The sequence below is a fragment of the Streptomyces sp. GB4-14 genome (assembly GCF_022696125.1).
In the GTDB taxonomy this organism is placed as follows: domain Bacteria; phylum Actinomycetota; class Actinomycetes; order Streptomycetales; family Streptomycetaceae; genus Streptomyces; species Streptomyces werraensis.
The window spans coordinates 6,474,230-6,497,637 of record NZ_RZHO01000002.1 but is presented as its reverse complement, the minus strand read 5'-3'; the positions used below and the strand labels follow the sequence as shown (position 1 = coordinate 6,497,637).

Here is a 23,408-nt window from a genome sequence, read left to right as displayed (position 1 = left end):
CGCTCACCTCACCAGCGCAGCAGGACGAGTTCGGTGCAGAACCCCGGACCCATCGCCAGCACGAGCCCCCAGGTGCCCGGCTCGGGCCGGTGGGCCTCGGTGAAGCCCTGGAGGATGTGCAGGACGGAGGCGGAGGACAGGTTGCCCACGGCGGCGAGCGAACGCCGGGACGGGGTGAGGGCGTCGTCGGGCAGGGCGAGCGCGTCGGCCACGGCGTCCAGCACCTTCGGTCCGCCCGGGTGGCACACCCAGGCGCCGATGTCGCCGGTGTCGAGGCCGTGTTCGGCGAGGAAGCCGCGCACCTGGTCGCCCAGCTCGTGGCGGACCAGGGCGGGGACGGCGGGGTCGATCACCACGCGGAAGCCGCCGGCGCCGACGTCCCAGCCGAGGAGGTGCTCGGTGTCCGGGTGGAGGTGGCTGCGGGTGGCGACCACGGCGGGCCCGGCGGCCGGTTCCACTCCCCCTCCCGTGCCGGCGGCGCGGGCGACGAGGGCCGCCGCTCCGTCGCCGAAGAGGGCGCCGGCGACCAGGTTGGCGCGCGAGTCGTCGCCCTTCTGCAGGGTCAGCGAGCACAGTTCGACGGTGAGCAGCACGGCGGTCCCGCCCGGGTGTCCGCGCAGGTAGTCGTGCACGCGGGCGAGTCCGGCGGCGCCCGCGACGCAGCCCAGGCCGAACACCGGCAGCCGTTTGACGTCCGGCCGCAGGCCGATCCGTCCGGCCAGGCGGGCGTCGAGGGACGGGGCGGCGACGCCGGTGATGGACGCGCACACCAGCAGGTCGACGTCGGCCGGGGCGAGTCCGGCCTGTGCCAGCGCGGTGGTGAGCGCCCGTTCGGCCAGGTCCAGGCCCGCCGTCAGCCATGCCTCGTTGCTCTCGCGGAAGTCGCGCAGCGCGGCGTAACGCTCGATGGGCAGGGCGAGATGGCGGGTGCGCACCCCGGCGGACGCGTGCAGGCGGCGGAGCACGGCACGGTCGGCGCCAGGGACGAGGCACAGGTCGCCGATGGGCTCGGTGAGCCGGTCCTGGGGGTAACGGTGGGGCGGCAGCGCGGTGTGCACGGCGGCGAGGGTGGTCACCGGCGCCGTGACCGGGGGCGGAGGGGCGGAGGGCGCCGGTTCGGCGATGAGAGGGACACGCATGTCCGTAATGACTTCCTCGGCGTCGCCGCCCGGCTACCTTGCACCCGTGTCCCACCACCCGTCCGGGGTTGTTCCGCGTACGCCGCCGCGCCGTCTCCCGGCGTTGCTGCGCTGCTGCCATCCCGAGCCGGCGCTGGCCGTCACGGTGTTCGTGACCGCGCTGGCGGTCGCGGCGGGGCACGGCCCCGCGGGTGCGGCGGCGGTGGGCGCGGCGGTGCTGGCGGGTCAGTTCTCCGTCGGCTGGAGCAACGACGCGGCCGACGCGCGTCGCGACACGGTCTGCGGGCGCGCGGACAAGCCGGTGGCCGAGGGGCGGCTGCCGGCGCGTGCGGTGGCGGTGGCCGCCTGGACGGCCCTCGTGCTGTGCGTGCCGTTGTCGCTGCTGTCCGGGCCTGGCGCGGCGGCGGCGCATCTGACGGGTGTGGCGGCGGGCTGGGGCTACAACGTGCGGCTGAAGCACACGGTGCTGTCACCGCTGCCGTACGCGGTCGGGTTCGCCTCGCTGCCGGTGTTCGTCACGCTCGGGCTGCCGCGGCCGGTGTGGCCCGACTGGTGGGTGGTGGCGGCCGGGGTGCTGCTGGGCGTGGGGGCGCATCTGGTGAACGTGCTGCCGGACATCGAGGACGACCTGGCGACGGGCGTACGGGGGCTGCCGCAGCGGCTGGGCCGTACGGGCTGCCGGTGGCTGGCACCGCTGGTGATGCTGGCGGCCGTGGGCGTGGTCGTCGCGGGGCCGCCCGGCCCGGCGGGCGCGGGAGGGCTGTGCCTGGCCGTCGTGGCGGGCGCGGTGGCCGTGGCGGGTACGGCGACGGCGGCGGGGCGGCGCAGCCGGTGGCCGTTCCGGGCGGCGATGGCGGTGGCGGGGCTGGCGGTGACGCGGCTGCTGTGGTCAGGGGCGGAGCTGGTCTGACGCGGGTCACACCGTCCCGTCGGGCGGGGCGCCGGTGCGCAGCATGGTCAGCACGGCCCGCTCGGCGACGCCCTGCGTGGCCGGGATGCCGTGAGCGGCCTCATGGCCGAGGTGCGGCAGCGCGGACGCCACGGTCACGCCCTCCTCGTACAGCTCGATGACGCGCGGGTTGATGTAGGAGGCGCGGCAGACCGCGGGGGTGTTGCCGAGGTAGCCGGAGACCTCACGGGCGGCGCGGGCGATGGCCCGCCGGCGGGCGGTCTCGCTGCGGGCGGCCGGCACCGAGACGGCGAGGGCGACGGCCGCCATCACGGTGGCGTGCCAGGTGCGGAAGTCCTTCGCGGTGACCTCGAGCCCTGCCAGCTCCTTGAGGTACGCGTTGACGTCGGCGTTGCTCACGTCGTGCCAGGCGCGGCCCTCCCAGTACGCGAGAAGCCGGTCGCCGCCGCCCCTGCGGCGCAGCAGCGCGGTGAGGCTGCGGCAGGCGGCGGGATCGGCGACGGTCCGGATGATCTCCTTGCCGTGCTTGCCGGTGTAGCTGAACAGCACCGCGCCCGACCGGCAGCTGGAGTGCTCCTTCAGCAGCGTGGTGAGGCCGTAGCTGTTGTTGAGCTCGGCGTACCGGTCGCTGCCGATGCGGAAGAAGCCGAGGTCGAGCAGGCGGACCGCGGTGGCGAGGACGCGGGAGCGGGTCAGACCCCGGTCGCCGAGGTGCCCTTCGACGGCCTCCCTGATGGCGGGCAGCGTCTCGGCGACGTCGAGGACGTGCTCGTGCTTGGCGGCCTCCTGCTCGGCGCGGAACCGCGGGTGGTACAGGTACTGCCGGCGTCCGGCGGCGTCGGTGCCCACGGCCTGGAGGTGTCCGTTGGCGCGGGCGCAGATCCACACGTCGGTCCAGGCGGGCGGGACGACGAGCGCGCGGATGCGGGCCAGTTCGTCGCGGTCTCGCAGGGGTTCGCCCGTGACGTCGAGATAACGGAAGCCCCGTCCGTGACGCAGCCGGCGGTACCCGGCGTCGGTGGGACGGGAATGGCGGAGACGCAACCGGACCTCCCGGCGTGGGACCCGACCGTCGTACGCGGCGGGCGCGTGACCGGGAGGGTGACGAAGTGGAACCGCTGTGCGGGTACCCGCGATCGCGCGTCCGGCACGCACCGCCGCCCACCGGGTGTAGGACCGCTCCGTGGGGCCACCCGGAGCGTGCTCGGATGCCGCAGCCGACCGAGGGAGGTCGCCGTGGAGCGCACACCGCCCGCGGGCACAGTCGGGGTGCAGTTCATCGGCAACGCCACCCTGCTGATCCGTTACGGCAGCCTGACGCTGCTGACCGATCCGAACTTCCTGCACCGCGGGCAGCTCGCCCACCTCGGTTACGGTCTCGTGTCGCGCCGGCTGACCGAACCCGCCGTGGACGTCACCGATCTCCCCCATGCAGAGCTGGACGCGGTCGTGCTGTCGCATCTGCACGGCGACCACTTCGACCGGGTGGCCCGGCGCCATCTGGACCGGGGCCTGCCGTTCCTGACGACCCCGCACGCGTCCCGCGTCCTCCAAGGGCTGTTCGGCTTCCACCGCGCCATGGGCCTGCGCACATGGCAGAGCCACACCCTGCTGCGCGGCGACTCGCTGGTCCGTGTCACCGCGCTGCCCGGCCGGCACGCCCCGGGGCCGGCCCGGCGTCTGCTGCCGCCGGTGATGGGGAGCCTGCTGGAGTTCGGCGACCGCTCCGGACGGATCCGCCTGGTCATGTACGTCTCGGGCGACACCCTGATGTTCGACGGGCTGCGGGAGATCACCCGCCGGTGCCCCGACATCCATCTGGCGGTGCTGCATCTGGGCGGGACCACGCTGCCCGGCGGGCTGCTGGTCACCATGGACGGTGAGCAGGGCGCCGATCTGCTGGACCTGATCCGCCCGCACCGGGCGCTGCCCGTCCATCACGACGACTACGGCGTCTTCCGCTCCCCGCTCCCGGACTTCCTCGCCGAGGCGGCCCGGCGCGGACACGGCGGCCGGATCCTGCGCTGCCGGCCGGGCGAACGGGTGACGGTCGGCGGGGACACCCGCCTCTGACCCCTGCCGGGCGCCGGGCGCCGCGCCGGACGACCGTCGCGGGCGGCTGCCCGGCGGTCCCGCCGGGCCGGGCGAAGTGGCGGGCCCCCGCGCGGTCGCCGGATGATGAACGCGGCAAGCGGAGCGGTCGCCGTGCGGCGCCCCGGTCCGCCCCGGGCGTGGCACGAGACGGTCCGGTCCCGCCGCGCGTCACTTCGCGGCGCGTGCCCGAGCAGGCGAAGGAGGGGCACCGTGAGGCGATACCTCGGCGTGCTCCAGAACAGCTGGAGGTGGCTGGGCGCCCATGCCCTGATGGCGCAGGGCCGGGAGCTTGAGCTGATGCACCGGGCCATGGGCTTCGCCACCCTCGCGCTGGTGACCCTGGCGCCGCTGCTGATCGTGGTCGCCGCCGCGGACCCGCTGGGCCGGGGCGGCTTCGCCACCTGGCTGGCGGACGGCATGGGCCTGACCGGGCGGTCCGCACTGGTGCTCACGGAGATCTTCAGCCCGCCCCGCAAGGTGGTGGGCACGACCAGTGTGTGGGGCGGTCTGGCGCTCGCCGTGTTCGGCGTCGCCCTGGGCGGCAGCGTCCAGAACGGCTACGAACGGGTGTGGCGGCTGCCGCCCGGCCCTTGGCACCGGGTGTGGCGGCAGGCGCTGTGGCTGGCCGTGCTGACCGCGTTCCTCTACCAGGAGGTGCGGACGCGCACACTGCTGTACGGGCCGGAGCGGATCACCCTGTCGACGGCCGCCGGTGTGCTGTTCTTCTGGTGGAGCCAGCGCTTCCTGCTCGGCGGTCAGGTCCGCTGGCGTGACCTGTTCCCCGGCGCGGTCGCCACCATGGTGGGCCTGGTCGGCCTGCGGATCTTCTCGTACTACGTGTTCACCCCGCTGATCGTGGAGAACGCCCTGAGTTACGGCACGGTCGGCGTGGTCCTGGTCGTGGAGTCCTGGCTGATCGGGGTGGGCTTCGTCGTGTACGGCGGCGCGCTGTTCGGGCACTGGCTGCTCACCCATCACGGCTTCCTCCGCCACTTCGGTCACCGGCACCCCTATGAGGAGCGGGAGCGGGCCGGCGCGAAGTGAGAGCCCGCGGTCAGGGCGGCCGGGCTCACTCCTTGCCGGATGACGGTACGGCGGACCGGCCGGCGAGGGCGACGGCGCGCTCCATGACGTCGGCGCGGAAGACCGCGCGTCCGCGTGCCGCCCTCCGCTCGCGTTCCCCGGGGCCCTCCGTCACGAGCCGGTCCAGGACGTCGAGCAGGGCCGGGCCGTCGTCGGCGGCCTCGGAGAGGCCCAGTTCCGCCATCCGGCGGACCCCGTCGGCGCCGTGTCCGGGCAGCGGGCGGTGGCCGACGACGGGCAGTCCGGCGGCGAGCGCCTGCACGGCGGTCTGGCCCGCCGCGTTGTCCACCAGCGCCCGCACCGCGAGCAGCAGGCCCGGCATGTCCGTCACCCAGTCCAGGGCGAGCGCGCCCGGTACACGGGCGATGCGGGACCGCAGCGCCTGGTTGCGGCCGCACAGCACCACGGGGAGGTAACCGGCACCGGCCAGCAGCCGGGCGCTCTCGCCGAGGCCCGCGGCGGCCCCCCAGGCGCCCGCGGACAGCAGCACGGGCGGCCGTCCGGGGGCGTACCGTTCGAAGCGCTTCCGCCAGTCGTCGGCGCTGGGGGCGGGAGCGAAGAACCCGGGCGCCACGACCGGACCCGTGGTCTCGACGTGCGTGCCAGGGACGGCCCGGCGCACATCGGCGGCGGCCTGGTCGGTGAGACACAGGCAGGCGTCGTTGCCCGGGTGGAGCCACTGCCGGTGCACGGCGAAGTCGAGGACGAACACCGCGCTGGGCACGCGCAGCCGGCCCAGCGTCCTGAGGTGGCCGGTGAGCTGTGCGGCCAGGTGGAAGACGGGCACCACCACGTCCGCGCCGGTCCTCGTGACGAGCCGTTCCAGTCCGTCGGCGGCGAGCCGGGCGAGCGGGACGCCACTGGGGCGGGTGCGGTCGCCGGGGCGCAGGAACGCCCGGTAGAGACCGTCGTACACCCAGGGCGCGTGGCGTACCGACGTCCGGTAGAAGGCGCGCAGCCCGGCGCCCGTGCCGTACGGGAGGAGCCGCATGAGGTCGACGGTGTCCGCCTCGTGGCCCTGGGCACGGGCGCGGCGGACGAGTTCGCGGGCCACGGTGTCGTGGCCGGCGCCCATGCTCGCGCTGAGCACCAGCACGCGGCGGGCGCCGGCCCGGCGGGCGGCGCCCCGGTGGTGCGGGACCGGGGAGGACGAGAGCACGTCATGCTGAGTCACCGCCGGCACGCGGGTGAAACGCCCGCCGGGCGTTTCGGGCGACCCTGACCTGGATACTCCGGGCTCACCCCCTCCCGCACGACGGGAGTGGTCCAGCCGGCCGCTTCCGGTGTCCGCCCAGCAGCCGAGGTCAGCCCATGCCCCACGCACCCTCCCGCGCCGGTACGCCCGGCGCCTCCGACACCCGGACGCCGGCGCCGCTCCCCGACGTGCGGGAGCCTCCCGGCGCGGCGGCGCAGCGGCCGGGGACGGCCCTGGTGACCGGTGCCTCCTCGGGCATCGGCGCCGCCGTGGCGCGCAGGCTGTCCGCGGAGGGCTGGCGTCTGGTGCTGAACGGCCGGGACGCGGGGCGCCTGGCCGAGACGGCCGCGCACGCGGCCGCCGCGGTGTTCCCCGAGGACCTCACCCGCCCGGCCGCCGAGCGGCGCCTGACCCGGTTCGCGCTCGACGAGGTGGGGCACCTCGACCTGCTGGTCGCGTGCGCCGGGGTGGGCTGGGCCGGTGACTTCACCACGATGACACGGCGTGCCTTCGACGAGGTGATGGAGGTGAATCTGCTGACCACGCTGCGTCTGGTGCGGCAGGTGCTCCCCCACATGGTCGAGGCGGGATCCGGCCGGGTGGTGCTGGTCGGTTCGCTGGCGGGGGCCGTCGGGGTGCGGGGCGAGGCGGTCTACTCGGCGTCGAAGGCGGCGGTGGCGGTGTTCGCCGACGCGCTGCGCCACGAGCTGCGCGGCACGGGCGTGGGCGTGAGCCTCGTCGTGCCGGGGGTGGTGAACACGCCGTTCTTCGAGCGGCGCGGCGCGCCCTACGCGCGGACCCGGCCCCGGCCGGTGCCGCCCGAGCGGGTGGCCGACGCCGTGTGGCGTGCCGCCGTCCGGGGGCGGGACGAGGTCTACGTCCCGGCGTGGCTGCGTCTGCCGGTCAGGGTGCGCGGCGTGGCGCCGGGACTGTACCGGCGGCTGGCCGCCACATTCGGATGAGCGGTGCCGCGGCGTGCTGACCGTGGTCCTCGCGCTCCTCGCGGCGTTGGCGAACGCCGCGGCCTCCGTGCTGCAGCGGCGGGCCGCCGCCGACGAGCCGGAGGGCGGCAAGGGGCTGCGGCCGGCGCTGCACTGGCTGGGGCACGTCCTGCGGCGGCCGCACTGGGTGGCGGGCGCGGGGATGCTCGCCTTGTCGACGGTCCTCCAGGCGGCGGCGCTGGGCGTGGGCAGCCTCGCGCTGGTGCAGCCGCTGATGGCGGCCGAACTGCTGTTCACCCTGGCGGTGGGCAGCCTGGTCTTCCACCGCCGCCCGGACCTGAGAACCTGGCTGGCCTTCGTCGCCCTCGCGGCCGGCCTGTCCCTCTTCCTGACGGCGGCGGCGCCCACGTCAGGACGGTCCATGGCCATACCCGGGCACTGGTGGCCGGCGGGAGCGGTCCTGCTGGCGGTGGTGGCATCGCTGGTGGCGGTGTCCCGTACGGTGCGGGGCGCGCCGCGCGCCGCGCTGCTGGGGCTGGCGTCCGCCGTGTCGTTCTCGGCGACGGCCGCGCTGCTCAAGGAGGTCACCGGGCTGATCCCGGACGGCCCGGCCGCCGTCCTGTCCACCTGGCCGCTGTACGCCACCGCCGTAGTGGGCATCGTCGCGTTCCTGCTGCTGCAGGCCGCGTTCCGGGCGGGCACACTGGCCGCGTCCCAGCCCGCCCTGACCCTCGGCGACGCGCTCACCAGCGTCGCCCTCGGGTGGGCGCTGTTCGGCGAGCAGATCAGCCTCGGCGCGCGGGTGGTGCCGGAGCTGATCGGCGTCGCGCTGATGGGCGCGGGCAGCGTCGGCCTTGCGCGCGCCCCGTCGGTCGGAGGCGGCTGGGACCAGGCCAGGGCGCGGGAGGACCCCGGCTCCACGGCGCAGCACCAGGTGTCCCGCCCGCCGTGAGCCGTCCGCCGGAACCAGGGAGGTCACCGCCATGCCCGAATCCGCCGCCCGGGCCGCCGCGCGGCGCGCCGCGTCCGTCGGGCCGACGCTCGCCGCGGGCGCCCTGGCGCACGTCGGTCCCGCGGCCACCTGGCTGCCCGTGGTGCGCAGGCACCTGTCCCCCCGTCTCGCCGGCGCGGGGCACCCCCGTCATGTCGCGCTGACCTTCGACGACGGCCCCGACCCGCTCTCGACGACCCGTTTCCTCGACGTGCTGGACGGCCTCGGCGTGCGGGCCACGTTCTTCGTCCTCGGCGACGCGGTCGTACGGCATCCCGACGTGGTGCGGGAGACGGCGCGGCGGGGGCACGAGGTCGCCGTGCACGGCTGGAGCCACGACCGTCCGTGGCTGCCGGCGCCGGCGCGCGACGTCCGCTCCCTGCGCCGCGCGGTGGAGGCCGTGCGGGACGTCACGGGGGTGGCCCCCCAGTGGTACCGGCCGCCGTACGGGATTCTGACGTCCGGCCGGTGGGCGGCCGCCCGCGCGGCGGGGCTGCGTCCGGTGCTGTGGACGGCCTGGGGCAGGGACTGGACGGCCACGGCCACCCCCGAGTCGGTGCGCGCCACGGTCGAGGCGGATCTGCGGGGCGGCGGAACGGTCCTGCTCCACGACACCGACCGCACGGCGGCGCCGGGATGCTGGCGGGCCACGCTGGGCGCGCTGCCCGACCTGGTGGCCGCCTGGCGCACCGCGGGACTGACGGTCGGCCCGCTCTCGGAACACGGGACGGCGGAGGTGCACGCCACCGCTCCTCGGGTGCTGGGAAGGTCGGGCGCCGTGCCGCGCCGGCCGCTGGAGCACGGTCGGTCACGGCATGGGTGAGAGGGGTGTCGGTCCACGCCCTGGTGTGCCGACGGGCATGCCTGGCAGGGACCGTCTGTCCGCGGTGGCGCGACGGCACCGGCCCGCACCGCTCCCCCGGGCACTGGGCGGACCTCGGAGGTCTTTCCCCCAGCACTGCACCGGGCCGTCCACCGCACCCGCGACGGGGACCACCGTCCCCGGGCACAGCGACGCCACCAGCCCGCCCCACACCCCCGGGCACGGAGCGAACCCGGGCGGCCCCACGCCACGCCGCTCCCGCCTTCGGCAGGTCACCGCGGGCGAGGGGCCGGCCGTCCGGCACCGTGAGGGTGTCGCCGACTCCGCCCGGCTCGCGGACCGACCAATCCGGTCCCCGTCGCGCGCCGCCCGCGGGGCAGGACGCCGGTCGCCCGGTCCGGTGGACCGGGCCGCCGTCCCTTCGGTCAGGGCACGCGGGCGAGGACCGTCAGTCCTCCGCGATCTCCGTGGTGACCGGCGTGCCGAGTTCCACCGTGCGGCTTACCGTGCAGAGACGGTCGTGGGACGCCTTCACGGCGCGCGGGAGGATCGCGCGGGCACGGTCGGCGCCCTCCTCGTCCGGGAAGGCGACGTGGAAGGTGACCCGCAGACCGGTCATGCGGTTGCCCTGCTCGTCGCTGATCTTGTCGCCGCTCACCTCGACGGTGAACGCGGTGGGCTCCGCGTGCCGGCCGGTGGCGACGTCGACGTCGGCCGCCGAGCAGCCCCCGATGGCGGCGAGCAGCAGTTCGACGGGGGTGAAGGCCTCACCCCCGTCGGTGCCGAACCGTACGGTCCCGCCGCGCGGGTTGGTGGCGATGAACTGGCCGGTGCTCGTCCGCTCGACGACGACGGAACGCTTGGACGCTTCACTCATGCGTCGACAGTAGTCCCGAAAGCGACATCCACCCCGAGGGGAGAACGACATGCGGGAGTTTCTGGTGGAGCTCACCACCACCGTCCCGGACGGCACGGACCCGGCCGAGGTCGACCGGGTCCGTGCCCGTGAGGCCGTACGCGCGCGTGAACTCGCGGCCTCCGGACATCTGGCGCGCCTGTGGCGCCCCGTCAGGGAGAAGCGCAGCATCGGTCTGTGGCGTGCCGAGGACGAGGCGGCGCTGCGCGAGGAGGTGCTGGGCACCCTGCCCCTGTGGCCGTGGATGACCGCGGTCGTCACGGAGCTGGAGCCGCACCCCAACGACCCCTCCGTCTGACCCACGCCCCGCGGGGTCAGATGCTGAAGCGCTCCTTGGCCAGCAGCGGCTTGACGCGGGAGCGGAAGCCGCCCGTGCGGAACGGCCGCTGCAGCAGACCGGGGCGCAGCTGCTGGGCGAGGGCGGCGGCGACCATGCCCTGGTCGAGGGCGAGGACGAAGTCGCTCACCCGGCCGGTCGCGGTGTCCACCGAGTCGCGGAAGCCGTAGCGGTCGTCGTACGCGCCGAAGTCGCGGTCCAGCGCGGACAGGTTGGCGACGGCCGCGGCGGGTTCGTAGGGCAGGGCGAGGAAGGAGGCGTGCGGGGTGACCACGCCCTTGGAGTGGTAGCCCTCCTCCTGCATGCCGAGGGCGTCGACACCGTACTCGCTGTAGCCGCCGTCGGGGATGTTGGCGGGCGAGAAGCCCCAGTAGCCGTAGCCGGCCTCCTTGAGGCCGTGGTCGATCTGGCCGCGGACGTAGCGGTGGTGGGAGGTGCCCCAGGAGCGCGGGGACCACTCGGGCTCGGGCACGAACAGCGGCACCATGAGCGCCTCGAACATGGAACCGCCCCAGGTGGGGACGAGCTTGCGGCCCCGGTGGGTGTAGTGGCCCTGCCACACGCGGACACCGTCGATCGTGACCCAGGCGCCCTCTGGCTCCTGCTCCTGGCCCATGCCGGGCAGGAGGGTGCGGAAGACGTGCCAGTAGTGCTCCGGCGGGAGGGAGCCGTCGGCGATGCCGAGGTAGCTCGCCATGCGGGGCTCGGTGTTCAGGGCGCCGTAGTGGTGGCCCGTCGGCTCGCCCTTGCCGGGCTTGTCGGGCCAGTAGCCGCCGCGGAGCTGGCCGGGGCCGGCGACCGGGTCGGACGGGTCGTAGGGCGTGTAGAAGTACGACCAGTCGGCGTCCTGCAGCAGCCGGGCGACGCGGGGGCGCAGCGACGGTTCGGCGTCGGCGGCGATCATCAGGCCGGTGACCAGCCAGGCGTTGTCGACGCTGGAGAGGAACGGCCTCACCGGGTCTCCGGTCTCCGGCCAGGTCGTCAGCAGCGCGCCGTCGTGCGCGTCGTACCAGTTGAACCAGAATCCGTGGGCGCGCTCCAGCCGTTCGACGGCGGCGACGGTGCGGGTCAGGCGGCCGTGCAGGGTGCCGGAGTCGATGACGCCGAGTCCGGCGGCGGCGACGGTGGCCCACAGGCCGCAGCCGATGTTGGTGGGCGAGGTCTGCGCGGACAGAACGGGGGCGCCCGTGCCGCTGATGTCCATCTTGTCGGTGGTGAGGCCGAAGTCGGTGGTCATGGCCTCGAGGGAGCGGTGGGTCGCCTCGAACCAGGTGCGGAGCGGGGCGCGACCGGCTCCGGTACGGCCTCCCGCTGCTGCGGGTGCGGCGCCGGCGAGGCCGGTCACGGAGGCCGCGGCGGCGAGGGTGGCGGTGGTGAGGAACGTACGACGGTTCATGCGGCTCCTGCCTTCGGGGAAGGGCGGGGTGCGGCCGGGCGACGGGGGCGCCGGCCGTCGGGGCGTCGTGCGGTACGGGTGTGTCGCCGGCGGGAGCCGGTGGGTGTCAGGGGCCCACCGGCTCCCGGGTCGGGAGGCGGCGCGCTGCGGCGCCGCGGGGGTCAGCGTTCGGCGCGCGGGAGGTGCCGGGTGCGGCCCATCCCGCCGAGCCAGACGGCGGAGGGTTTGGCGGTGCGCTCGAAGGTGACCGGGTCGACGGCGATCAGGCCGAAGGTCGGCTCGTAGGAGCCCCACTCGTAGTTGTCGAGGGCGCTCCAGGCCAGGTAGCCGTGGACGTTCACACCGTCCTCGAGGGCGGCGGAGACGGCCTCCAGGGCGCCGGTGTAGTAGTCGACGCGGCGGGTGTCGTCGGCGGTGGCGATGCCGTTCTCGGTGACGATCAGCGGCATGCCGGGGCCGGCGATGTCGGCGGTGTGGCGCAGGGCGTGGCCGACGGCGGCCGGGTAGTACTCCCACCGGGTGAGGGTGCGCTCGGCGTCCTCCGGCGCGGGGACGGGGCCGTCGGCGCCGATCTTGGTGCGGGTGTAGGACTGCACGCCGATCCAGTCGTCGCCGCGCGCGGCCTCGATGAAGACGTCCTCACGGGGGTACCGGTAGGCGGCGGTGACGTCCTCGGCGCCGGGCAGCGCCTGGTACACCTGGTTGGCGATCGTCCAGCCGACCTGGATGCCGGCGTCCATCGCCCGTACGGCCTTGACGGCCGCGTGGTGGGCGGCGATGACGGCGTGGGTGGTCTCCTCGTCGGGGGTGGGCAGTCCCGCGGGCGGGAAGCCCTGGTTTCCCGCCTTGGCCGCGCCCGCCATGACGGCGATCATGTTGGGCTCGTTGATGGTGCATACGTGCCGGACGCCGTCGCCGATGATCGGGGCGCAGTGCTCGACGTAGCGGGCGAACAGGTCGGCCGCGCCGTCGGCGGTCCAGCCGCCGAGGTCTTCGAACCACTGCGGCACGGTGAAGTGGTGCAGCGTGACCATGGGCCGCAGACCGCGGGCCAGGGCGCCGTCGACCATGCGCCGGTAGTGCGCGATCTCGGCGTGCGAGAACGTCCCCCGCACCGGCTCGATGCGGGCCCACTCGACGCTGAACCGGTAGTCGGTGAAACCGAGTTCCGCGAGCAGGTCCATGTCCTGCCGCCAGCGGTGGTAGCTGTCGCAGGCGTCCAGGCTGGGTTCCGCGATGTTCGCCGCCGGGTCGTGTTCCTTCCGCCACCAGTCGCTGTTGACGTTGTTCCCCTCGATCTGGTGGGCGGCGGTGGAGGCCCCCCACAGGAAGCCGTCGGGGAAGGGCAGGGAGGTACGCGTCATCGTCCTGTTCTCTCTGGTGGGGGTGGGGCGGTGCCGGTGTGACGGGCCGGCGGATCCGGTCACTTGAGTCCGGCGGTCGCGATGCCCTGCGTGAAGTGGCGCTGGAGGACCACGAAGACGAGCAGCACCGGGAGGACGACGAGCAGGGAGCCCGCCATCAGCATGCCGTTGCCGCCGCCGACGGTCCGGTTGGGATCGTTGGCGAAGGTGGCCAGGGCGACCGGCAGGGTGTACTTGTCGGGGTCGTTGGTTGCGATGAGCGGCCAGACGAAGTTGTTCCACGAGCCGAGGAACGTGAAGATCGTCAGCGTGGCGAGGGCGGGCTTCACCAGCGGCAGCACGATGCGCCAGAAGATGTACCACTCGCCGGCGCCGTCGATCCGGGCCGCCTCCAGCAGCTCGTCGGGGATGGACTGCATGAACTGGCGCATCAGGAACACGCCGAACGCCCCCGCCGCGAAGGGCAGCACCAGACCGGCGTAGGTGTCGATGAGGCCGAGCCTGGTCATCAGCACGTACAGCGGCAGGATCAGCAGGTTGCCGGGGACCATGAGGGCTGCCAGCACGACGCCGAACACCTTGGACCGGCCGGTGAACTCCAGTTTGGCCAGCGCGTAGCCGAGCATGGAGCAGAACAGCAGGTTGCACAGGGTGACCAGCACGGCCACGATCAGGCTGTTCAGGAAGTACCGGGGCATGTCGAGCTGGTCGAGCAGGGCGCTGAAGTTGCTCAGCGTCCACTCGGAGGGGATCCACACCGGCGGGCTCGCGGTGAGGTCCCGGCGGGTCTTGAAGGCGGACAGCGCCATCCACAGGAACGGCGCGGACATCACCAGCAGACCGAGCGAGGCGAGGGTGTACAGCAGGGGGGTGCGGACGCGGCCCCGGCCGCGGGGGCGGGCCTGTGCGGGCACCGGGCGCGGAGTCGTGGTGGGGGCGCTCATCGGGTGTTGTCCTTCAGCAGTCGGAGCTGGAGCACCGTGATGCCCATGATGACCACGAACAGCACGTACGCCATGGCGCTCGCATAGCCCATGTGGAAGAAGTTGAAGCCCTCGCGGTACATGTCCAGCGACACGGTGAGCGTGGCGTCGGACGGGCCGCCCTGGGTCATCACGAACGGCTCCTCGAAGACGTTGAGGTAGCCGATGGTGGTGATGACGGTGGCGTAGAGCATGGTGGGGCGGAGCAGCGGCACGGTGATGCGGCGCATCTCCTGCCAGGCGCCCGCGCCGTCGAGCCGTGCGGCCTCCCGCACGTCGGCGGGGACGGCCTGGAGGCCGGCGATGAACAGCACCATGACGGTGCCGAGGTTGCGCCACACCGCCATGGCGATGAGCGACGGCATGGCCCAGGTCTCGGAGCCGAGGAAGTCCGGCGCGGTGATGCCCAGTTCGGCGGCGAGGCCGGCGATCAGACCGTCGGACGGGTCGAGGACGAACCGCCAGACGACGGCGACCGCGACGATGACGGTGACCACCGGGGCGTAGAAGCCGACCCTGAAGAAGGTGCGGGCGCGGTCGATGCCGTTGTTCAGCAGGATCGCCACGAGCAGTCCGAGCAGGATGGTCAGCGGCACGCCGACGACCACGAAGTACGCCGTGTTGAACAGGGCCTTCAGGAAGCGGTCGTCCTCGAAGAGCTCGGTGTAGTTCTCCAGGCCGACGAACTCCGCCTCCAGCGGGCGGGTGACGTGGCGGGCCCCGAAGTCGGTGAAACTCATCAGGAGCGTCGCGACGATCGGGAAGGCCATGAAGACGGCGAACAGCACCAGGAACGGCGTGGAGAACAGCCAGCCGTACAGGTTGTGCCGGCCGAGCGGGCGGCGCGGGCGCCGCCCGTCTCCCGGCGGCCCGTCCGGTCCGGTCCTGGTCTCTGGGGCCGCGGGGTCGTCGGCCGCCTTGGTCAGCAGGGGCATACCGGTTACTCCACGAGCCCTTCGATCTCGGCCTGCGCCTTGTCCAGGGCGGCCTTGGCGCCGGACTTGCCCTGGGTGACCGACTCGATGGCGGAGTCCACCTTGGAGGTGATCTCGGTCAGCCGGGGCTGGGAGGGCGTGGTCCTGGCGGTCTCCATCTGCTCGCGCCAGACCTTCAGCCTGGGGTCGGTGGCGAGCTCGCCGGACTTCCAGGCCTGCTGGTTGGCGGGCAGGTCACGGGTGCGCTCGTACCAGTCGGACTGGCCCTTGGCGTCGGTGAGGAAGGAGATGAACTCCTTCGCGGCGGCCTTGTGCTCGCTGTCCGCGGACACGGCGAGGCTGGAGCCGCCTGCCATGGACACGGACTCCTGGTCGGCGGGCACGGGGGCGACGGCCCACTTGCCCTTGACGTCCGGGTAGTTCTCGTCGAGCAGCGACATGATCCACGGGCCGCCGAAGAACATCGGTACCTCGCCGGTGTTGAAGTCCTTGGTCACGTCGTAGCCGGGACGGACCGCCTTCTCGCTGACACCCTTGGCGAAGAACTCGCCGTAGGTCTTCAGCGCCTTGACCGCCTCGGGGCTGTTGACGGCGGCCTTGCCGTCCTCGTCGATGATCTCGCCGCCGGCGGAGTACAGGAACGGGTAGAAGCTCTGCACGGTGTCGAGGCCGCCGGGCTGCAGGGACAGGCCCCACTTGGTCCTGGCCTTGTCCTGGTAAGCCTGGGCGGCCTTCAGCAGCTCGTCCATGGTGGCGGGCGGCTCGGTGAGACCGGCCTTGCGGGCGAGGTCGGTGCGGTAGAAGAGGACGCGGGTGTCGACGTACCAGGGCACGCCGTACGTCTCGCCGTTGTACGTGGCCTGCTCCCAGGCGGCGGGGAAGAAGTCGCCCTTCTTGACGGTCCTGGTGTCGACCGGTTCGAGGACGCCCATGTCGGCGAACTCGCCGAGGTAGGTCCCTCCCATCTGCATGACGTCGGGCAGCTTGCCCGCGGCGGCCGCGGCGACGAGCTTCTGGTGCGCCACGTCCCAGCCGACCGGGGTCACCTTGACGGTGATGTTCGGATGGGACTTCTCGTAGACGTCGGCGACCTCGGCGAGCTTCTCGCCCTCGGTGCCCATGGCCCAGACGGTGAGCGTCTGCTCGGCATCGGCGTCCACGTCCGCGCCACCGGAGCCGCCACAGGCGGTGAGGGTGAGCGCGGACGCCACAGTGAGGGCGATCGCGGCGGATGTGGCGCGGTGCATGGACTGCTCCTCCTCGAGCGTTCCTGATGTATGCGCATTCTGTAAGCGCATACATGACTCTGCGGGAGGGGCTTCGCCGTGACAAGGGGGAGCTGGGTCACACTCCGGTAACGGCTGCGATGCGCCCTGCCGGGGCGGTGAAAGGCGCGAAAAAAGGGGCGTTCACCTGCGCGCCGTACGGCGCGACAGGCGGACACCCCCGCGGCGGGCACAGGGCCCTGTCAGCAACCTAGGCGGGGGCTCGGGCGTACGGAAGCGGGTGTGAGATACGTCCCGTGGGGGTGTGGTGAGGGGGGTGTGACGGAACGGTTCGGGTGATTCCCGCAGGGCCGGAGCGGCCGGGCCCTCGCCTCGAGGCGTCCGGGCGCCGGGCAGTCAGGCCCCGACGGCGGTCGTCAGCTCCTCCGGCCCGCAGCCGCAGCTGGCGCGGCGGGCGACGGTGACGGGGAGCATCAGGGAGACGGGGTCGGCGCCGGGCGTGCCGCTGAGACGGCGTACGAGGAGCTCGACCGCCTCCTCACCCATCCGCAGCATGGGCTGGCGGACGGTGGTGAGGGTGGGGCGGACGAGCCGGCCGAGGGGGATGCCGTCGAACCCGGTGACGGCGACGTCGTCCGGCACGGTCAGGCCACGGCGCTCCAGTGCGTGCAGGGCACCGACGGCCATCTGGTCGTTGGCGCAGACAAGGGCTCGCGGGGGTCCGCCGCCGCGGTCGCAGAGGGCGTCGGCGGCGCGGGCGCCCTCCGCCTGGGTCATCATGGCGGCGCGTACGGCCGGTTCCTCGGGGGCATCGACGCCCGCGGCCCGGCAGGCGGCGAGGAAGCCCTGGAAGCGGGCCTCGACGTCCGGGGACTCCTCGGCGGAGCCGACGAAGGCGAGGCGGCGCAGGCCGTGGTCCTCGATGAGGTGGCGGGTCAGCTCCCGCTGCCCGTCGAAGTTGGCGACCTCGATGTGGTCGAGGTGGTCCAGGTGGTCGCCGTCCTCGCGGGGCCCGGCGAGCATGACGACGGGGCGGCGCCGGGAGATGCTCTCGAGTTCCTCCGTGGGCACCGTGCGGGCCATCACGGCGAAGCCGTCGACCCGTCCGGCGACCTTGGCGACGAGGCTCTCGGGGCCGCCCTTGAGGGAGGCGGCGATGAGGAGGGCGTACCCGTGCCGGCGGGCGGCGCGCTCCATGCCGCGGATGATCTGGTCGGAGTAGAGCATCGCCGCGTCGTCGTCCTCGGCATCGGTGTCCGGGTCGGCGTAGTCGGGGAAGCAGAGGCCGAGGACGCCGGTGGAGCGGCTGGCGAGCCCGCGCGCGTTGCCGCTGGGCACGTAGCCGAGGTCACGCGCGGCGGCGAGCACCCGCTCACGGGTCTGCGCCCGTACGGAGTCGGGGTTGCGGTAGACGCGGGAGACGGTGGCGATGGACACGCCGGAGCGTTCGGCCACGTCGTACACCGTGGGGGCGGTACTCATCGGGGGTCGTCCCTAGTCTGTGCGCGCGGGGCGGGTGCGGGTCGCGGTGACGGTGATGAAAGCGCATTCATCGTAGGGGTGGTGCAGGTCAGGGCACAAGGGAGGAGTTCGAGACAGGGATGGGCCGCGCGGGTGGCATCACGCCGTCGTGCCGCACCGCGGGCGTCGTCGTGGAGGTTCGGCATGGGGAGAGCGGGGCCGGGCACACGGACGGGGCGAGTGCACCTGACAACCCCTCACACTGATGGGAGCGCGGATGACTTCGACGCACGGACACCACGGGACGACGGGCCACGGACAGCCGATGGCCCACGGACAGCCGGCGGGCACGGGTGAACGGCGCAACGGCTTCGGCATCGCGGCACTGGTCCTGGGCATCGCGGCCGTCCTGCTGTTCTGGACCGCGTTCGGCGGCATCGTGCTGGGCCTGCTGGCCGTGATCTTCGGCGTGCTCGGCTTCCGGCGCGGCAGACGAGGCGTGGCGACGAACGGGACGATGGCGATCATCGGCGCGGTGCTGGGGGCGCTTGCGCTCGTGGTGTCGTCGGTGCTGCTGGCGATGGGCGTGGCCGTGATCAACAGCGACGAGTTCAAGAGCTACCAGGACTGCATCGAACAGGCGAACAGCCAGAGCGACCGGCAGGACTGCGCGCGGGACTTCGACCGGGAGGTCGACGAGCGATAGGGGTCGGTACGGGCGAGGTGGGGCGCGGCGGAGGTGCCGCGCCCCACCCGTTTTCGGACAGCTGGACGCAGCCACCGGAGCGGTGCTCCGCCGAGAGGGTCACGGCGTAGCCGCCTTCGTACGGTCGGACCGGTTCCGACAGCAGGAAGCCCTCGCCCACCTGGACCACGAGGGCGCCGGACTCGTCATGGTCGATCACACGATCGGACTAGAAGACGGAGCTGAGCGCCCGATGCCGGATCGGCTGCTACCTTCCGGCACATTCATGGTGTTGACGGTGCGTCGGCCCTCTGTGCGCGGCACCGCCCGCGGCGACACCTTGTCGTGGACCGCTCGATCAGGGGTAGAGGGGTGTCCACCGAAGTGGGACCACACGCCCTTGCAGGAGGTACCGACCATGACCGACGACGCCTACCTGGTGCTGTTCGACGACCCCGCCGTGTCGCTGGGGGTGCCGCTCGCCGCCGTGGAGGACGCGGCCTTCCTGGACACGCCTGCCGTGCGGGCGTGGCTGGAGGCGCAGGGCGTCACCGTGACGTCGCCGGGGCTGCGGCTGCTGCCGCCGGAGGAGACCTCGGCCATTCCGGAGGGCGCCGAGCGGCTGCCCGTCCCGCTGGGCGACGAGGAGCTGAGCCGTGTGCGGCAGCTCAACGCCCCCTACGACGTCGCACGGATGGAGGAGGAACTGCTCGCCTACCGCTCCTGCGCCGAGGGCCGCGAGGCGCTGCTCGCCCGTGCCGTGGCGGCCGGGGTGCCGGCTCACCGGATCGCGGAGCTGACCGGCGAGGACCTCACGGCCGTCAAGGCCCTCGTCCACTGAGGCATCACCGGATCAGGGCTGCGCCACCGGGCTCTCCGGCATGGCGAGGTGGGCCAGGTCGCCCGGCGGAGGGCTGCTCACCGGCCACAGGGGGGCGGGCGTGCCGTCGGCGACCGCCGCGGGCGCGTCGGTCAGGTTCATGCGCTCGCGGAGCCGGCCGTAGAAGTCCATCGGGCCGAGGCGTACGGCGCGCAGCCTGCGGGGGGACGCGTACACGCCGATCCAGTCGCCCGGTCCGATGACGCCGCGGACCTGGCCGTCGACGCTGACGGCCGCCCGCCCGGACCGCTCCAGTACGCGCAGTCCGACAGGTTCGTCGGGCGCCGCCACGACCGAGCGGTTGAACGTCATGTGCGGCGCGACCGGCGTGAACACCAGCACCTCCGCGCGTGGTGACACGACCGGCCCGCCGGCGGCGAAGCTGTACGCCGTCGAGCCGGTCGGGGTCGCCACCAGCAGCGCGTCGGCGGAGTACGAGGCGAGCAGCCGGCCGGAGATGTAGATGCCGACGGAGATCTGCCGGTCCCGGGCGAGCTTCTCCAGGACCACGTCGTTGAGGGCGGCCACGTCCAGCGGAACGCCCCACTCGCCGCCCGTCTCGCAGTCGGGGCGCACGCTGGTCGGCGGCAGCAGCGGGCCGCGTCCGTACCGCATGAGCGCCTCGATGTCGGCGGGGACCTCCAGGCGGCGGGAGGCCCGCATGGTCAGCAGCATCCGCTTCTCGACGTCGAGGCGGCCCTCGTACACCGCGTCCAGCGCGGAGCGCACCTCGGTCATGGGCACCTCGGTCAAGAAGCCCACCCGGCCGAGGTCGACGCCCAGGACGAGGGCGTCCGCGGCGGCGGCCAGCCGGGCGCCGCGCAGAAACGTGCCATCGCCGCCGAGGGTGACGACCAGGTCGGGGTCGCCCGCGGCGGCCACCTCCTGGCGGGCGCTGTGCCGGCCGCCGTCGTCCCACACGTCGACGTCCTTGCAGGCGATGCCGTGCTTCGCGCACCACTCACGGACGGTTCCGGCGGCCGCCACCGCCTCGGGGCGTCCGCCGTGCACCACCATGCCGACCCGCTTCACCGTCATCTCCGCCTCCCGGCTGCCGTGCGCCCCGCCGGGGCGGCATCACCCGCCCGGTCCCGCGACGTCCCTCCCATCCTGGCCGCGCGGCGGGGACCCCGCACGGCCGGGCGGTCGTGCGGGGACACGCCGACGGCCCGGCACCGCGCTGTGCGGTGCCGGGCCGTCCGGACGTCGTGGTGCCTGCGGCTCGTCAGCCCTGGCGGGCCTTGAAACGCGGGTCCTTCTTGTTGATCACGAAGGTCACGCCCCGGCGGCGCACCACCTGGGCGCCGGGCTTGGCCTTCAGCGAGCGCAGGGACTTGCGTACCTTCATCGCGTACTCCTGGTGGGAAAGACCTGGTGAGGGCCGGGGGCGCGTCAGCGGCCGGCCGGGGCGGCGCCGTAGCGCCGCTCGAAGCGCTCCACGCGTCCGGCGGTGTCGAGGACGCGTGCGGTGCCGGTGTAGAACGGGTGGCTCGCCGACGAGATCTCCACGTCGACGACCGGATACGTCGTGCCGTCCTCCCACTCGACCGTCCTGTCGGAGTCGAGGGTGGAGCGGGTCAGGAACTGGAACCCTGCCGCACGGTCACGGAAGACGACCGGACGGGAGACGGGGTGGATGCCGTGCCTCATGGATGTCCTTTCTGGCGGCCTCCGCCGCAGGGAGCGGCGGAGACGGGGTGTGTCGACGACCTCGCGTGGACGTGCCTGGCTCGGACGCGGGCTCGCGCGCGCGTTCCTCGCGTCAGCGCTCCCGCGTCAGCGCTCCTCGCGGAAGAGGACGTGCTGTCCGGCGACCGCGTCGTACTTGCGCAGGACCAGCCGGTCGGGGTCGTTCAGACGGTTCTTCCGCGTCACGTAGGTGACGCCGGTGCCGGCCGTGGACTTCAGCTTGACGACCGGGCGTGCCGTGCTGCGTGCCATGAGGTGCTCCTTCCGCCGTCACCGCCCGAGTCGAGTGACTCGCGCATGTCAGGCAGCAGGTGTAACAGCGACCCCCGGTCCCCTATTCCGCCGTTCGCGCCGGTGTCGTTCGGCGTGTTCCCCAGACCTTCGAGGCGGGCAGACGGCCGGCCCGCGAGGTGCCCTCCAGGGTGTCGTCGCGGACGTCCACGGCGAAGGCGAGGTTCAGCCGGAGGGGCTTGGTGACCGACTGCTTCCAGGTGACGCGGGAGCCGTCCACGGCGATGTCCCGCAGCGGTACGTCCTCGCCCGCGCCGGACGCGACGCCGGTGAGGGAGCCGTCCCGCAGGCGGAACTCGACGACGGCCTTGATACGGCCCACGGGGGTGGCGACGGTCAGGTCCCAGACGCCTTCGGGGGAGGCGGTCCGGTCGGTGTCGGCGGTCATGAGCGAACGTCTCCTGTGGTGAGGACGAGAAGAGGCGGAGGGCGTGTGTCACAGCGTCGCCGGGGCCGGGCCCGCGGCGCGCCAGACCGTGCCGCGGCGCTCGTGGGCGAAGAGGGTCTCGACGGCGTGCGCGATGCGCGGGCCCAGTTCCCGTTCCAGCAGATAGAGGCCCAGGTCGAGGCCGGACGTGACACCGGCGCCGCTGACCAGGTCGCCGTCGTCGACGACTCGGGCGCGCACCGCGTGGACGCCTGTCGCGTCGAGCATGTCGAGGCCCAGATGGTGGGTCGTGGCGTGGCGGCCCTCCAGCAGACCGGCCATGGCGGGCACCAGCGAACCTCCGCACACCGTGGCCACGGTCACCGCCGGGTCGTCCAGCGCCTCCTTGAGCAGCGTGGGCAACCGGGTGGTCAGGGCGCGGCCCAGCAGGACGGGGACGAACTCGTCCTGCCGCCACTCCGCCTCCCCCGCGTCGACGTCGGGCACCTCGCCGGGTTCGCCGACCCGGCCCGAGGCGCCCGGGACCACGATCAGGTCGGCCGCCCGGGGGTCGAGGGTGCCGGTGGCGCGCAGGGTGAGCGCGCCGGTGCCGCTCACCACCTCGCGCGGGCCCTCTGCGGTGACCAGCTCGACGGTGAGCGCCCCTCCGGACGCGGTGCCTCCCGCGTACAGGACCTCGTAGGGCGCGACGACGTCGAGCGGGTCGAAGCCGTCGAACAGGACGATCTGGGCATGCATACGCGGTCTTCCTCCGGTGGTCCTCCGGTCCCCTCGGACGCGGACGCCACCGAAGCTAACGAGCCGCGGCACGGGTTCCCATGGGCGCGAGGGCCAGGTCCCGACGGGTTCCCGCCACCCTCAGGAGCTCCCCTCACCCGCCGTCGGCGCCAGGCGCTGCACCCCGTGTACGTGTGGGGCGTCAGGGTTCTCGCGGCGTGCTCCGGCCGCCGCTCAGGGTTCGGGCACGCCCGCCCCGTGAGGGGTGTGCCGGACCTCGTGCCGGCGGGCCGCGGGGCGAAAACGAGTACCGCATTCGCTTCTTCCGGCGAAGACTCGGCACATGAGCGACATGAACGCGTTCCGGGACGCGGTGACCGCCTGGGCGGCCGGCGGGCCCGGTGATCCGGCGCGGGAACTGGCCGGGCGGTTGTCCGTCCGTACGGTCGTCCTGCTGGAGGGGCTCAGTGACGCCGCCGCGGTCGGTGCGCTCGCCGCACGCCACGGCCGGGACATGGCGACGGAGGGCGTCTGCGTGCTGCCGATGGGGGGCGCGATGAACGTCGGCCGCTTCTCCGCCGTCCTCGGCCCCCGTGGACTGGGCCTGCGTCTGACAGGGCTGTGCGACGAGAGGGAACGCGGCTATTACGCGCGGGGCTGGGAGCGGGCGGGTGCCGGAAGTGACGGCGTCTTCGTCTGCGCGGCGGATCTGGAGGACGAGCTGATCCGCGCCCTGGGCGTGGACCGGGTGACCGAACTGGTGCGGGAGCAGGGGGACTTCCGTGCCCTGAGCACCTTCCTCCGGCAGCCCGCGCAGCGGAGCCGGGCCCCTGAGCAGCAGCTCCGCCGCTTCCTCGGCACCAAGAAGGGCCGCAAGATCCACTACGGCCGGGTGCTGGTCGAGGCGCTGGGCCAGGAGCGGACGCCCGCGCCCCTGGACGGTCTGCTCTCCGCTCTCTGACCG

Annotated in this window: 26 protein-coding genes; 10 read left to right on the top strand and 16 right to left on the bottom strand. The window is 73.7% G+C overall.

What is annotated here, in order from left to right:
- Positions 1 to 8: 8 nt before the first annotated feature.
- Positions 9 to 1,076 carry a type III polyketide synthase gene (locus ELQ39_RS31245; protein ID WP_242595697.1) on the bottom strand — a complete coding sequence of 356 codons (1,068 nt, stop codon included), beginning with the start codon at positions 1,074 to 1,076 and terminating at the stop codon, positions 9 to 11.
- Between the two features lie 70 nt (positions 1,077 to 1,146).
- Between ELQ39_RS31245 and ELQ39_RS31240 the strand changes: the two genes are divergently transcribed.
- Positions 1,147 to 2,049: a UbiA family prenyltransferase gene (locus ELQ39_RS31240; RefSeq protein ID WP_190003531.1), complete on the top strand. Its 903-nt coding sequence runs from the start codon at positions 1,147 to 1,149 to the stop codon at positions 2,047 to 2,049.
- A gap of 6 nt (positions 2,050 to 2,055) precedes the next feature.
- Here the strand turns inward: ELQ39_RS31240 and ELQ39_RS31235 are convergent, their stop codons facing one another.
- Entirely contained in the window at positions 2,056 to 3,093 is a 1,038-nt protein-coding gene (locus ELQ39_RS31235; protein WP_242595271.1) for a DNA topoisomerase IB, read from the bottom strand.
- Between the two features lie 192 nt (positions 3,094 to 3,285).
- Here ELQ39_RS31235 and ELQ39_RS31230 point away from each other — a divergent pair, with 192 nt between their 5' ends.
- Both ELQ39_RS31230 and ELQ39_RS31225 read left to right on the top strand, forming a co-directional pair.
- Positions 3,286 to 4,122: an MBL fold metallo-hydrolase gene (locus tag ELQ39_RS31230; protein ID WP_242595269.1), complete on the top strand. Its 837-nt coding sequence runs from the start codon at positions 3,286 to 3,288 to the stop codon at positions 4,120 to 4,122.
- Between the two features lie 291 nt (positions 4,123 to 4,413).
- Positions 4,414 to 5,187, top strand: a complete 774-nt coding sequence (locus ELQ39_RS31225; RefSeq protein ID WP_242595696.1) for a ribonuclease BN — start codon at positions 4,414 to 4,416, stop codon at positions 5,185 to 5,187.
- Positions 5,188 to 5,212: 25 nt separating this feature from the next.
- Here ELQ39_RS31225 and ELQ39_RS31220 read toward each other — a convergent pair whose 3' ends face one another.
- Positions 5,213 to 6,301: an MGDG synthase family glycosyltransferase gene (locus tag ELQ39_RS31220; protein WP_242595695.1), complete on the bottom strand. Its 1,089-nt coding sequence runs from the start codon at positions 6,299 to 6,301 to the stop codon at positions 5,213 to 5,215.
- Between the two features lie 236 nt (positions 6,302 to 6,537).
- Between ELQ39_RS31220 and ELQ39_RS31215 the strand changes: the two genes are divergently transcribed.
- The 3 genes from ELQ39_RS31215 to ELQ39_RS31205 are packed head-to-tail and all read left to right on the top strand — an operon-like array spanning position 6,538 to position 9,176.
- The gene (locus ELQ39_RS31215; RefSeq protein WP_242595268.1) at positions 6,538 to 7,383 is read left to right on the top strand and encodes an SDR family NAD(P)-dependent oxidoreductase; all 846 of its coding nucleotides are present in this window, start codon (positions 6,538 to 6,540) and stop codon (positions 7,381 to 7,383) included.
- Between the two features lie 13 nt (positions 7,384 to 7,396).
- Positions 7,397 to 8,314 carry a DMT family transporter gene (locus ELQ39_RS31210; RefSeq protein WP_242595267.1) on the top strand — a complete coding sequence of 306 codons (918 nt, stop codon included), beginning with the start codon at positions 7,397 to 7,399 and terminating at the stop codon, positions 8,312 to 8,314.
- Positions 8,315 to 8,345: 31 nt separating this feature from the next.
- A complete protein-coding gene (locus tag ELQ39_RS31205; RefSeq protein ID WP_242595266.1) occupies positions 8,346 to 9,176 on the top strand; it encodes a polysaccharide deacetylase family protein in 831 nt (276 codons plus the stop codon).
- 448 nt (positions 9,177 to 9,624) lie between these two features.
- On the opposite strand, the gene ELQ39_RS31200 is transcribed toward ELQ39_RS31205, so the two are convergent.
- Entirely contained in the window at positions 9,625 to 10,053 is a 429-nt protein-coding gene (locus tag ELQ39_RS31200) for an OsmC family protein (protein WP_190003323.1), read from the bottom strand.
- A 49-nt stretch (positions 10,054 to 10,102) separates the two neighbouring features.
- On the opposite strand from ELQ39_RS31200, the gene ELQ39_RS31195 reads away from it, so the two are divergent.
- Positions 10,103 to 10,390 (top strand): muconolactone Delta-isomerase family protein, encoded by a 288-nt coding sequence (locus tag ELQ39_RS31195; RefSeq protein WP_242595265.1) that lies wholly within the window; start codon positions 10,103 to 10,105, stop codon positions 10,388 to 10,390.
- A 16-nt stretch (positions 10,391 to 10,406) separates the two neighbouring features.
- Here the strand turns inward: ELQ39_RS31195 and ELQ39_RS31190 are convergent, their stop codons facing one another.
- From ELQ39_RS31190 to ELQ39_RS31165, 6 genes are all read right to left on the bottom strand, one after another.
- Positions 10,407 to 11,825, bottom strand: coding sequence for a glucoamylase family protein (locus ELQ39_RS31190; protein ID WP_242595264.1), 1,419 nt, complete (start codon positions 11,823 to 11,825; stop codon positions 10,407 to 10,409).
- A gap of 161 nt (positions 11,826 to 11,986) precedes the next feature.
- Positions 11,987 to 13,189 (bottom strand): glycoside hydrolase family 1 protein, encoded by a 1,203-nt coding sequence (locus ELQ39_RS31185; protein WP_225625371.1) that lies wholly within the window; start codon positions 13,187 to 13,189, stop codon positions 11,987 to 11,989.
- A gap of 59 nt (positions 13,190 to 13,248) precedes the next feature.
- Positions 13,249 to 14,133 carry a carbohydrate ABC transporter permease gene (locus ELQ39_RS31180; RefSeq protein ID WP_225625372.1) on the bottom strand — a complete coding sequence of 295 codons (885 nt, stop codon included), beginning with the start codon at positions 14,131 to 14,133 and terminating at the stop codon, positions 13,249 to 13,251.
- Positions 14,130 to 15,107 carry a carbohydrate ABC transporter permease gene (locus ELQ39_RS31175; RefSeq protein ID WP_242595263.1) on the bottom strand — a complete coding sequence of 326 codons (978 nt, stop codon included), beginning with the start codon at positions 15,105 to 15,107 and terminating at the stop codon, positions 14,130 to 14,132. Before ELQ39_RS31175 ends, ELQ39_RS31180 begins: the two co-directional genes overlap by 4 nt.
- 5 nt (positions 15,108 to 15,112) lie before the next feature.
- Entirely contained in the window at positions 15,113 to 16,354 is a 1,242-nt protein-coding gene (locus tag ELQ39_RS31170) for a sugar ABC transporter substrate-binding protein (protein WP_242595262.1), read from the bottom strand.
- Between the two features lie 375 nt (positions 16,355 to 16,729).
- A complete protein-coding gene (locus tag ELQ39_RS31165; protein WP_242595261.1) occupies positions 16,730 to 17,815 on the bottom strand; it encodes a LacI family DNA-binding transcriptional regulator in 1,086 nt (361 codons plus the stop codon).
- A 256-nt stretch (positions 17,816 to 18,071) separates the two neighbouring features.
- Between ELQ39_RS31165 and ELQ39_RS31160 the strand changes: the two genes are divergently transcribed.
- Together ELQ39_RS31160 and ELQ39_RS31155 are read left to right on the top strand one after the other, a co-directional pair.
- Positions 18,072 to 18,500, top strand: a complete 429-nt coding sequence (locus ELQ39_RS31160; protein WP_190003316.1) for a DUF4190 domain-containing protein — start codon at positions 18,072 to 18,074, stop codon at positions 18,498 to 18,500.
- A gap of 397 nt (positions 18,501 to 18,897) precedes the next feature.
- Complete coding sequence (locus tag ELQ39_RS31155) at positions 18,898 to 19,320, top strand: DUF6003 family protein (RefSeq protein ID WP_114872729.1); 423 nt, start codon at positions 18,898 to 18,900, stop codon at positions 19,318 to 19,320.
- Between the two features lie 12 nt (positions 19,321 to 19,332).
- On the opposite strand, the gene ELQ39_RS31150 is transcribed toward ELQ39_RS31155, so the two are convergent.
- The 6 genes from ELQ39_RS31150 to ELQ39_RS31125 form a co-directional block, all read right to left on the bottom strand.
- Positions 19,333 to 20,397: an NAD(+)/NADH kinase gene (locus ELQ39_RS31150; RefSeq protein ID WP_190003310.1), complete on the bottom strand. Its 1,065-nt coding sequence runs from the start codon at positions 20,395 to 20,397 to the stop codon at positions 19,333 to 19,335.
- Between the two features lie 187 nt (positions 20,398 to 20,584).
- Positions 20,585 to 20,707, bottom strand: coding sequence for a type B 50S ribosomal protein L36 (ykgO, locus tag ELQ39_RS31145; RefSeq protein WP_006130958.1), 123 nt, complete (start codon positions 20,705 to 20,707; stop codon positions 20,585 to 20,587).
- Positions 20,708 to 20,751: 44 nt separating this feature from the next.
- Positions 20,752 to 21,009 carry a type B 50S ribosomal protein L31 gene (locus ELQ39_RS31140; protein ID WP_225625381.1) on the bottom strand — a complete coding sequence of 86 codons (258 nt, stop codon included), beginning with the start codon at positions 21,007 to 21,009 and terminating at the stop codon, positions 20,752 to 20,754.
- A 126-nt stretch (positions 21,010 to 21,135) separates the two neighbouring features.
- On the bottom strand, positions 21,136 to 21,300 hold the full coding sequence (gene rpmG / locus ELQ39_RS31135) for a 50S ribosomal protein L33 (RefSeq protein WP_006130960.1): 165 nt from the start codon (positions 21,298 to 21,300) through the stop codon (positions 21,136 to 21,138).
- A gap of 82 nt (positions 21,301 to 21,382) precedes the next feature.
- Positions 21,383 to 21,727, bottom strand: coding sequence for a hypothetical protein (locus ELQ39_RS31130; RefSeq protein ID WP_242595260.1), 345 nt, complete (start codon positions 21,725 to 21,727; stop codon positions 21,383 to 21,385).
- Between the two features lie 48 nt (positions 21,728 to 21,775).
- Positions 21,776 to 22,465: a DJ-1/PfpI family protein gene (locus ELQ39_RS31125; protein WP_242595259.1), complete on the bottom strand. Its 690-nt coding sequence runs from the start codon at positions 22,463 to 22,465 to the stop codon at positions 21,776 to 21,778.
- A 322-nt stretch (positions 22,466 to 22,787) separates the two neighbouring features.
- On the opposite strand from ELQ39_RS31125, the gene ELQ39_RS31120 reads away from it, so the two are divergent.
- Positions 22,788 to 23,405, top strand: a complete 618-nt coding sequence (locus ELQ39_RS31120) for a TOPRIM nucleotidyl transferase/hydrolase domain-containing protein (RefSeq protein ID WP_242595258.1) — start codon at positions 22,788 to 22,790, stop codon at positions 23,403 to 23,405.
- Positions 23,406 to 23,408 lie beyond the last annotated feature (3 nt).

What these genes read in the sequence shown, in the direction of transcription:
- ELQ39_RS31195 (WP_242595265.1), top strand. Translation starts at nt 10,103, where the DNA reads ATGCGGGAGTTTCTGGTGGAGCTCACCACCACCGTCCCGGACGGCACG.
- ELQ39_RS31150 (WP_190003310.1), bottom strand. Translation starts at nt 20,397, where the DNA reads ATGACGGTGAAGCGGGTCGGCATGGTGGTGCACGGCGGACGCCCCGAG.
- ELQ39_RS31200 (WP_190003323.1), bottom strand. Translation starts at nt 10,053, where the DNA reads ATGAGTGAAGCGTCCAAGCGTTCCGTCGTCGTCGAGCGGACGAGCACC.
- ELQ39_RS31130 (WP_242595260.1), bottom strand. Translation starts at nt 21,727, where the DNA reads ATGACCGCCGACACCGACCGGACCGCCTCCCCCGAAGGCGTCTGGGAC.
- rpmG (WP_006130960.1), bottom strand. Translation starts at nt 21,300, where the DNA reads ATGGCACGCAGCACGGCACGCCCGGTCGTCAAGCTGAAGTCCACGGCC.
- ELQ39_RS31140 (WP_225625381.1), bottom strand. Translation starts at nt 21,009, where the DNA reads ATGAGGCACGGCATCCACCCCGTCTCCCGTCCGGTCGTCTTCCGTGAC.
- ELQ39_RS31160 (WP_190003316.1), top strand. Translation starts at nt 18,072, where the DNA reads ATGACTTCGACGCACGGACACCACGGGACGACGGGCCACGGACAGCCG.
- ELQ39_RS31175 (WP_242595263.1), bottom strand. Translation starts at nt 15,107, where the DNA reads ATGCCCCTGCTGACCAAGGCGGCCGACGACCCCGCGGCCCCAGAGACC.
- ELQ39_RS31165 (WP_242595261.1), bottom strand. Translation starts at nt 17,815, where the DNA reads ATGAGTACCGCCCCCACGGTGTACGACGTGGCCGAACGCTCCGGCGTG.
- ELQ39_RS31185 (WP_225625371.1), bottom strand. Translation starts at nt 13,189, where the DNA reads ATGACGCGTACCTCCCTGCCCTTCCCCGACGGCTTCCTGTGGGGGGCC.
- ELQ39_RS31205 (WP_242595266.1), top strand. Translation starts at nt 8,346, where the DNA reads ATGCCCGAATCCGCCGCCCGGGCCGCCGCGCGGCGCGCCGCGTCCGTC.
- ELQ39_RS31180 (WP_225625372.1), bottom strand. Translation starts at nt 14,133, where the DNA reads ATGAGCGCCCCCACCACGACTCCGCGCCCGGTGCCCGCACAGGCCCGC.
- ELQ39_RS31125 (WP_242595259.1), bottom strand. Translation starts at nt 22,465, where the DNA reads ATGCATGCCCAGATCGTCCTGTTCGACGGCTTCGACCCGCTCGACGTC.
- ELQ39_RS31215 (WP_242595268.1), top strand. Translation starts at nt 6,538, where the DNA reads ATGCCCCACGCACCCTCCCGCGCCGGTACGCCCGGCGCCTCCGACACC.
- ELQ39_RS31240 (WP_190003531.1), top strand. Translation starts at nt 1,147, where the DNA reads ATGACTTCCTCGGCGTCGCCGCCCGGCTACCTTGCACCCGTGTCCCAC.
- ELQ39_RS31155 (WP_114872729.1), top strand. Translation starts at nt 18,898, where the DNA reads ATGACCGACGACGCCTACCTGGTGCTGTTCGACGACCCCGCCGTGTCG.
- ykgO (WP_006130958.1), bottom strand. Translation starts at nt 20,707, where the DNA reads ATGAAGGTACGCAAGTCCCTGCGCTCGCTGAAGGCCAAGCCCGGCGCC.
- ELQ39_RS31190 (WP_242595264.1), bottom strand. Translation starts at nt 11,825, where the DNA reads ATGAACCGTCGTACGTTCCTCACCACCGCCACCCTCGCCGCCGCGGCC.
- ELQ39_RS31170 (WP_242595262.1), bottom strand. Translation starts at nt 16,354, where the DNA reads ATGCACCGCGCCACATCCGCCGCGATCGCCCTCACTGTGGCGTCCGCG.
- ELQ39_RS31120 (WP_242595258.1), top strand. Translation starts at nt 22,788, where the DNA reads ATGAGCGACATGAACGCGTTCCGGGACGCGGTGACCGCCTGGGCGGCC.
- ELQ39_RS31220 (WP_242595695.1), bottom strand. Translation starts at nt 6,301, where the DNA reads ATGGGCGCCGGCCACGACACCGTGGCCCGCGAACTCGTCCGCCGCGCC.
- ELQ39_RS31225 (WP_242595696.1), top strand. Translation starts at nt 4,414, where the DNA reads ATGGCGCAGGGCCGGGAGCTTGAGCTGATGCACCGGGCCATGGGCTTC.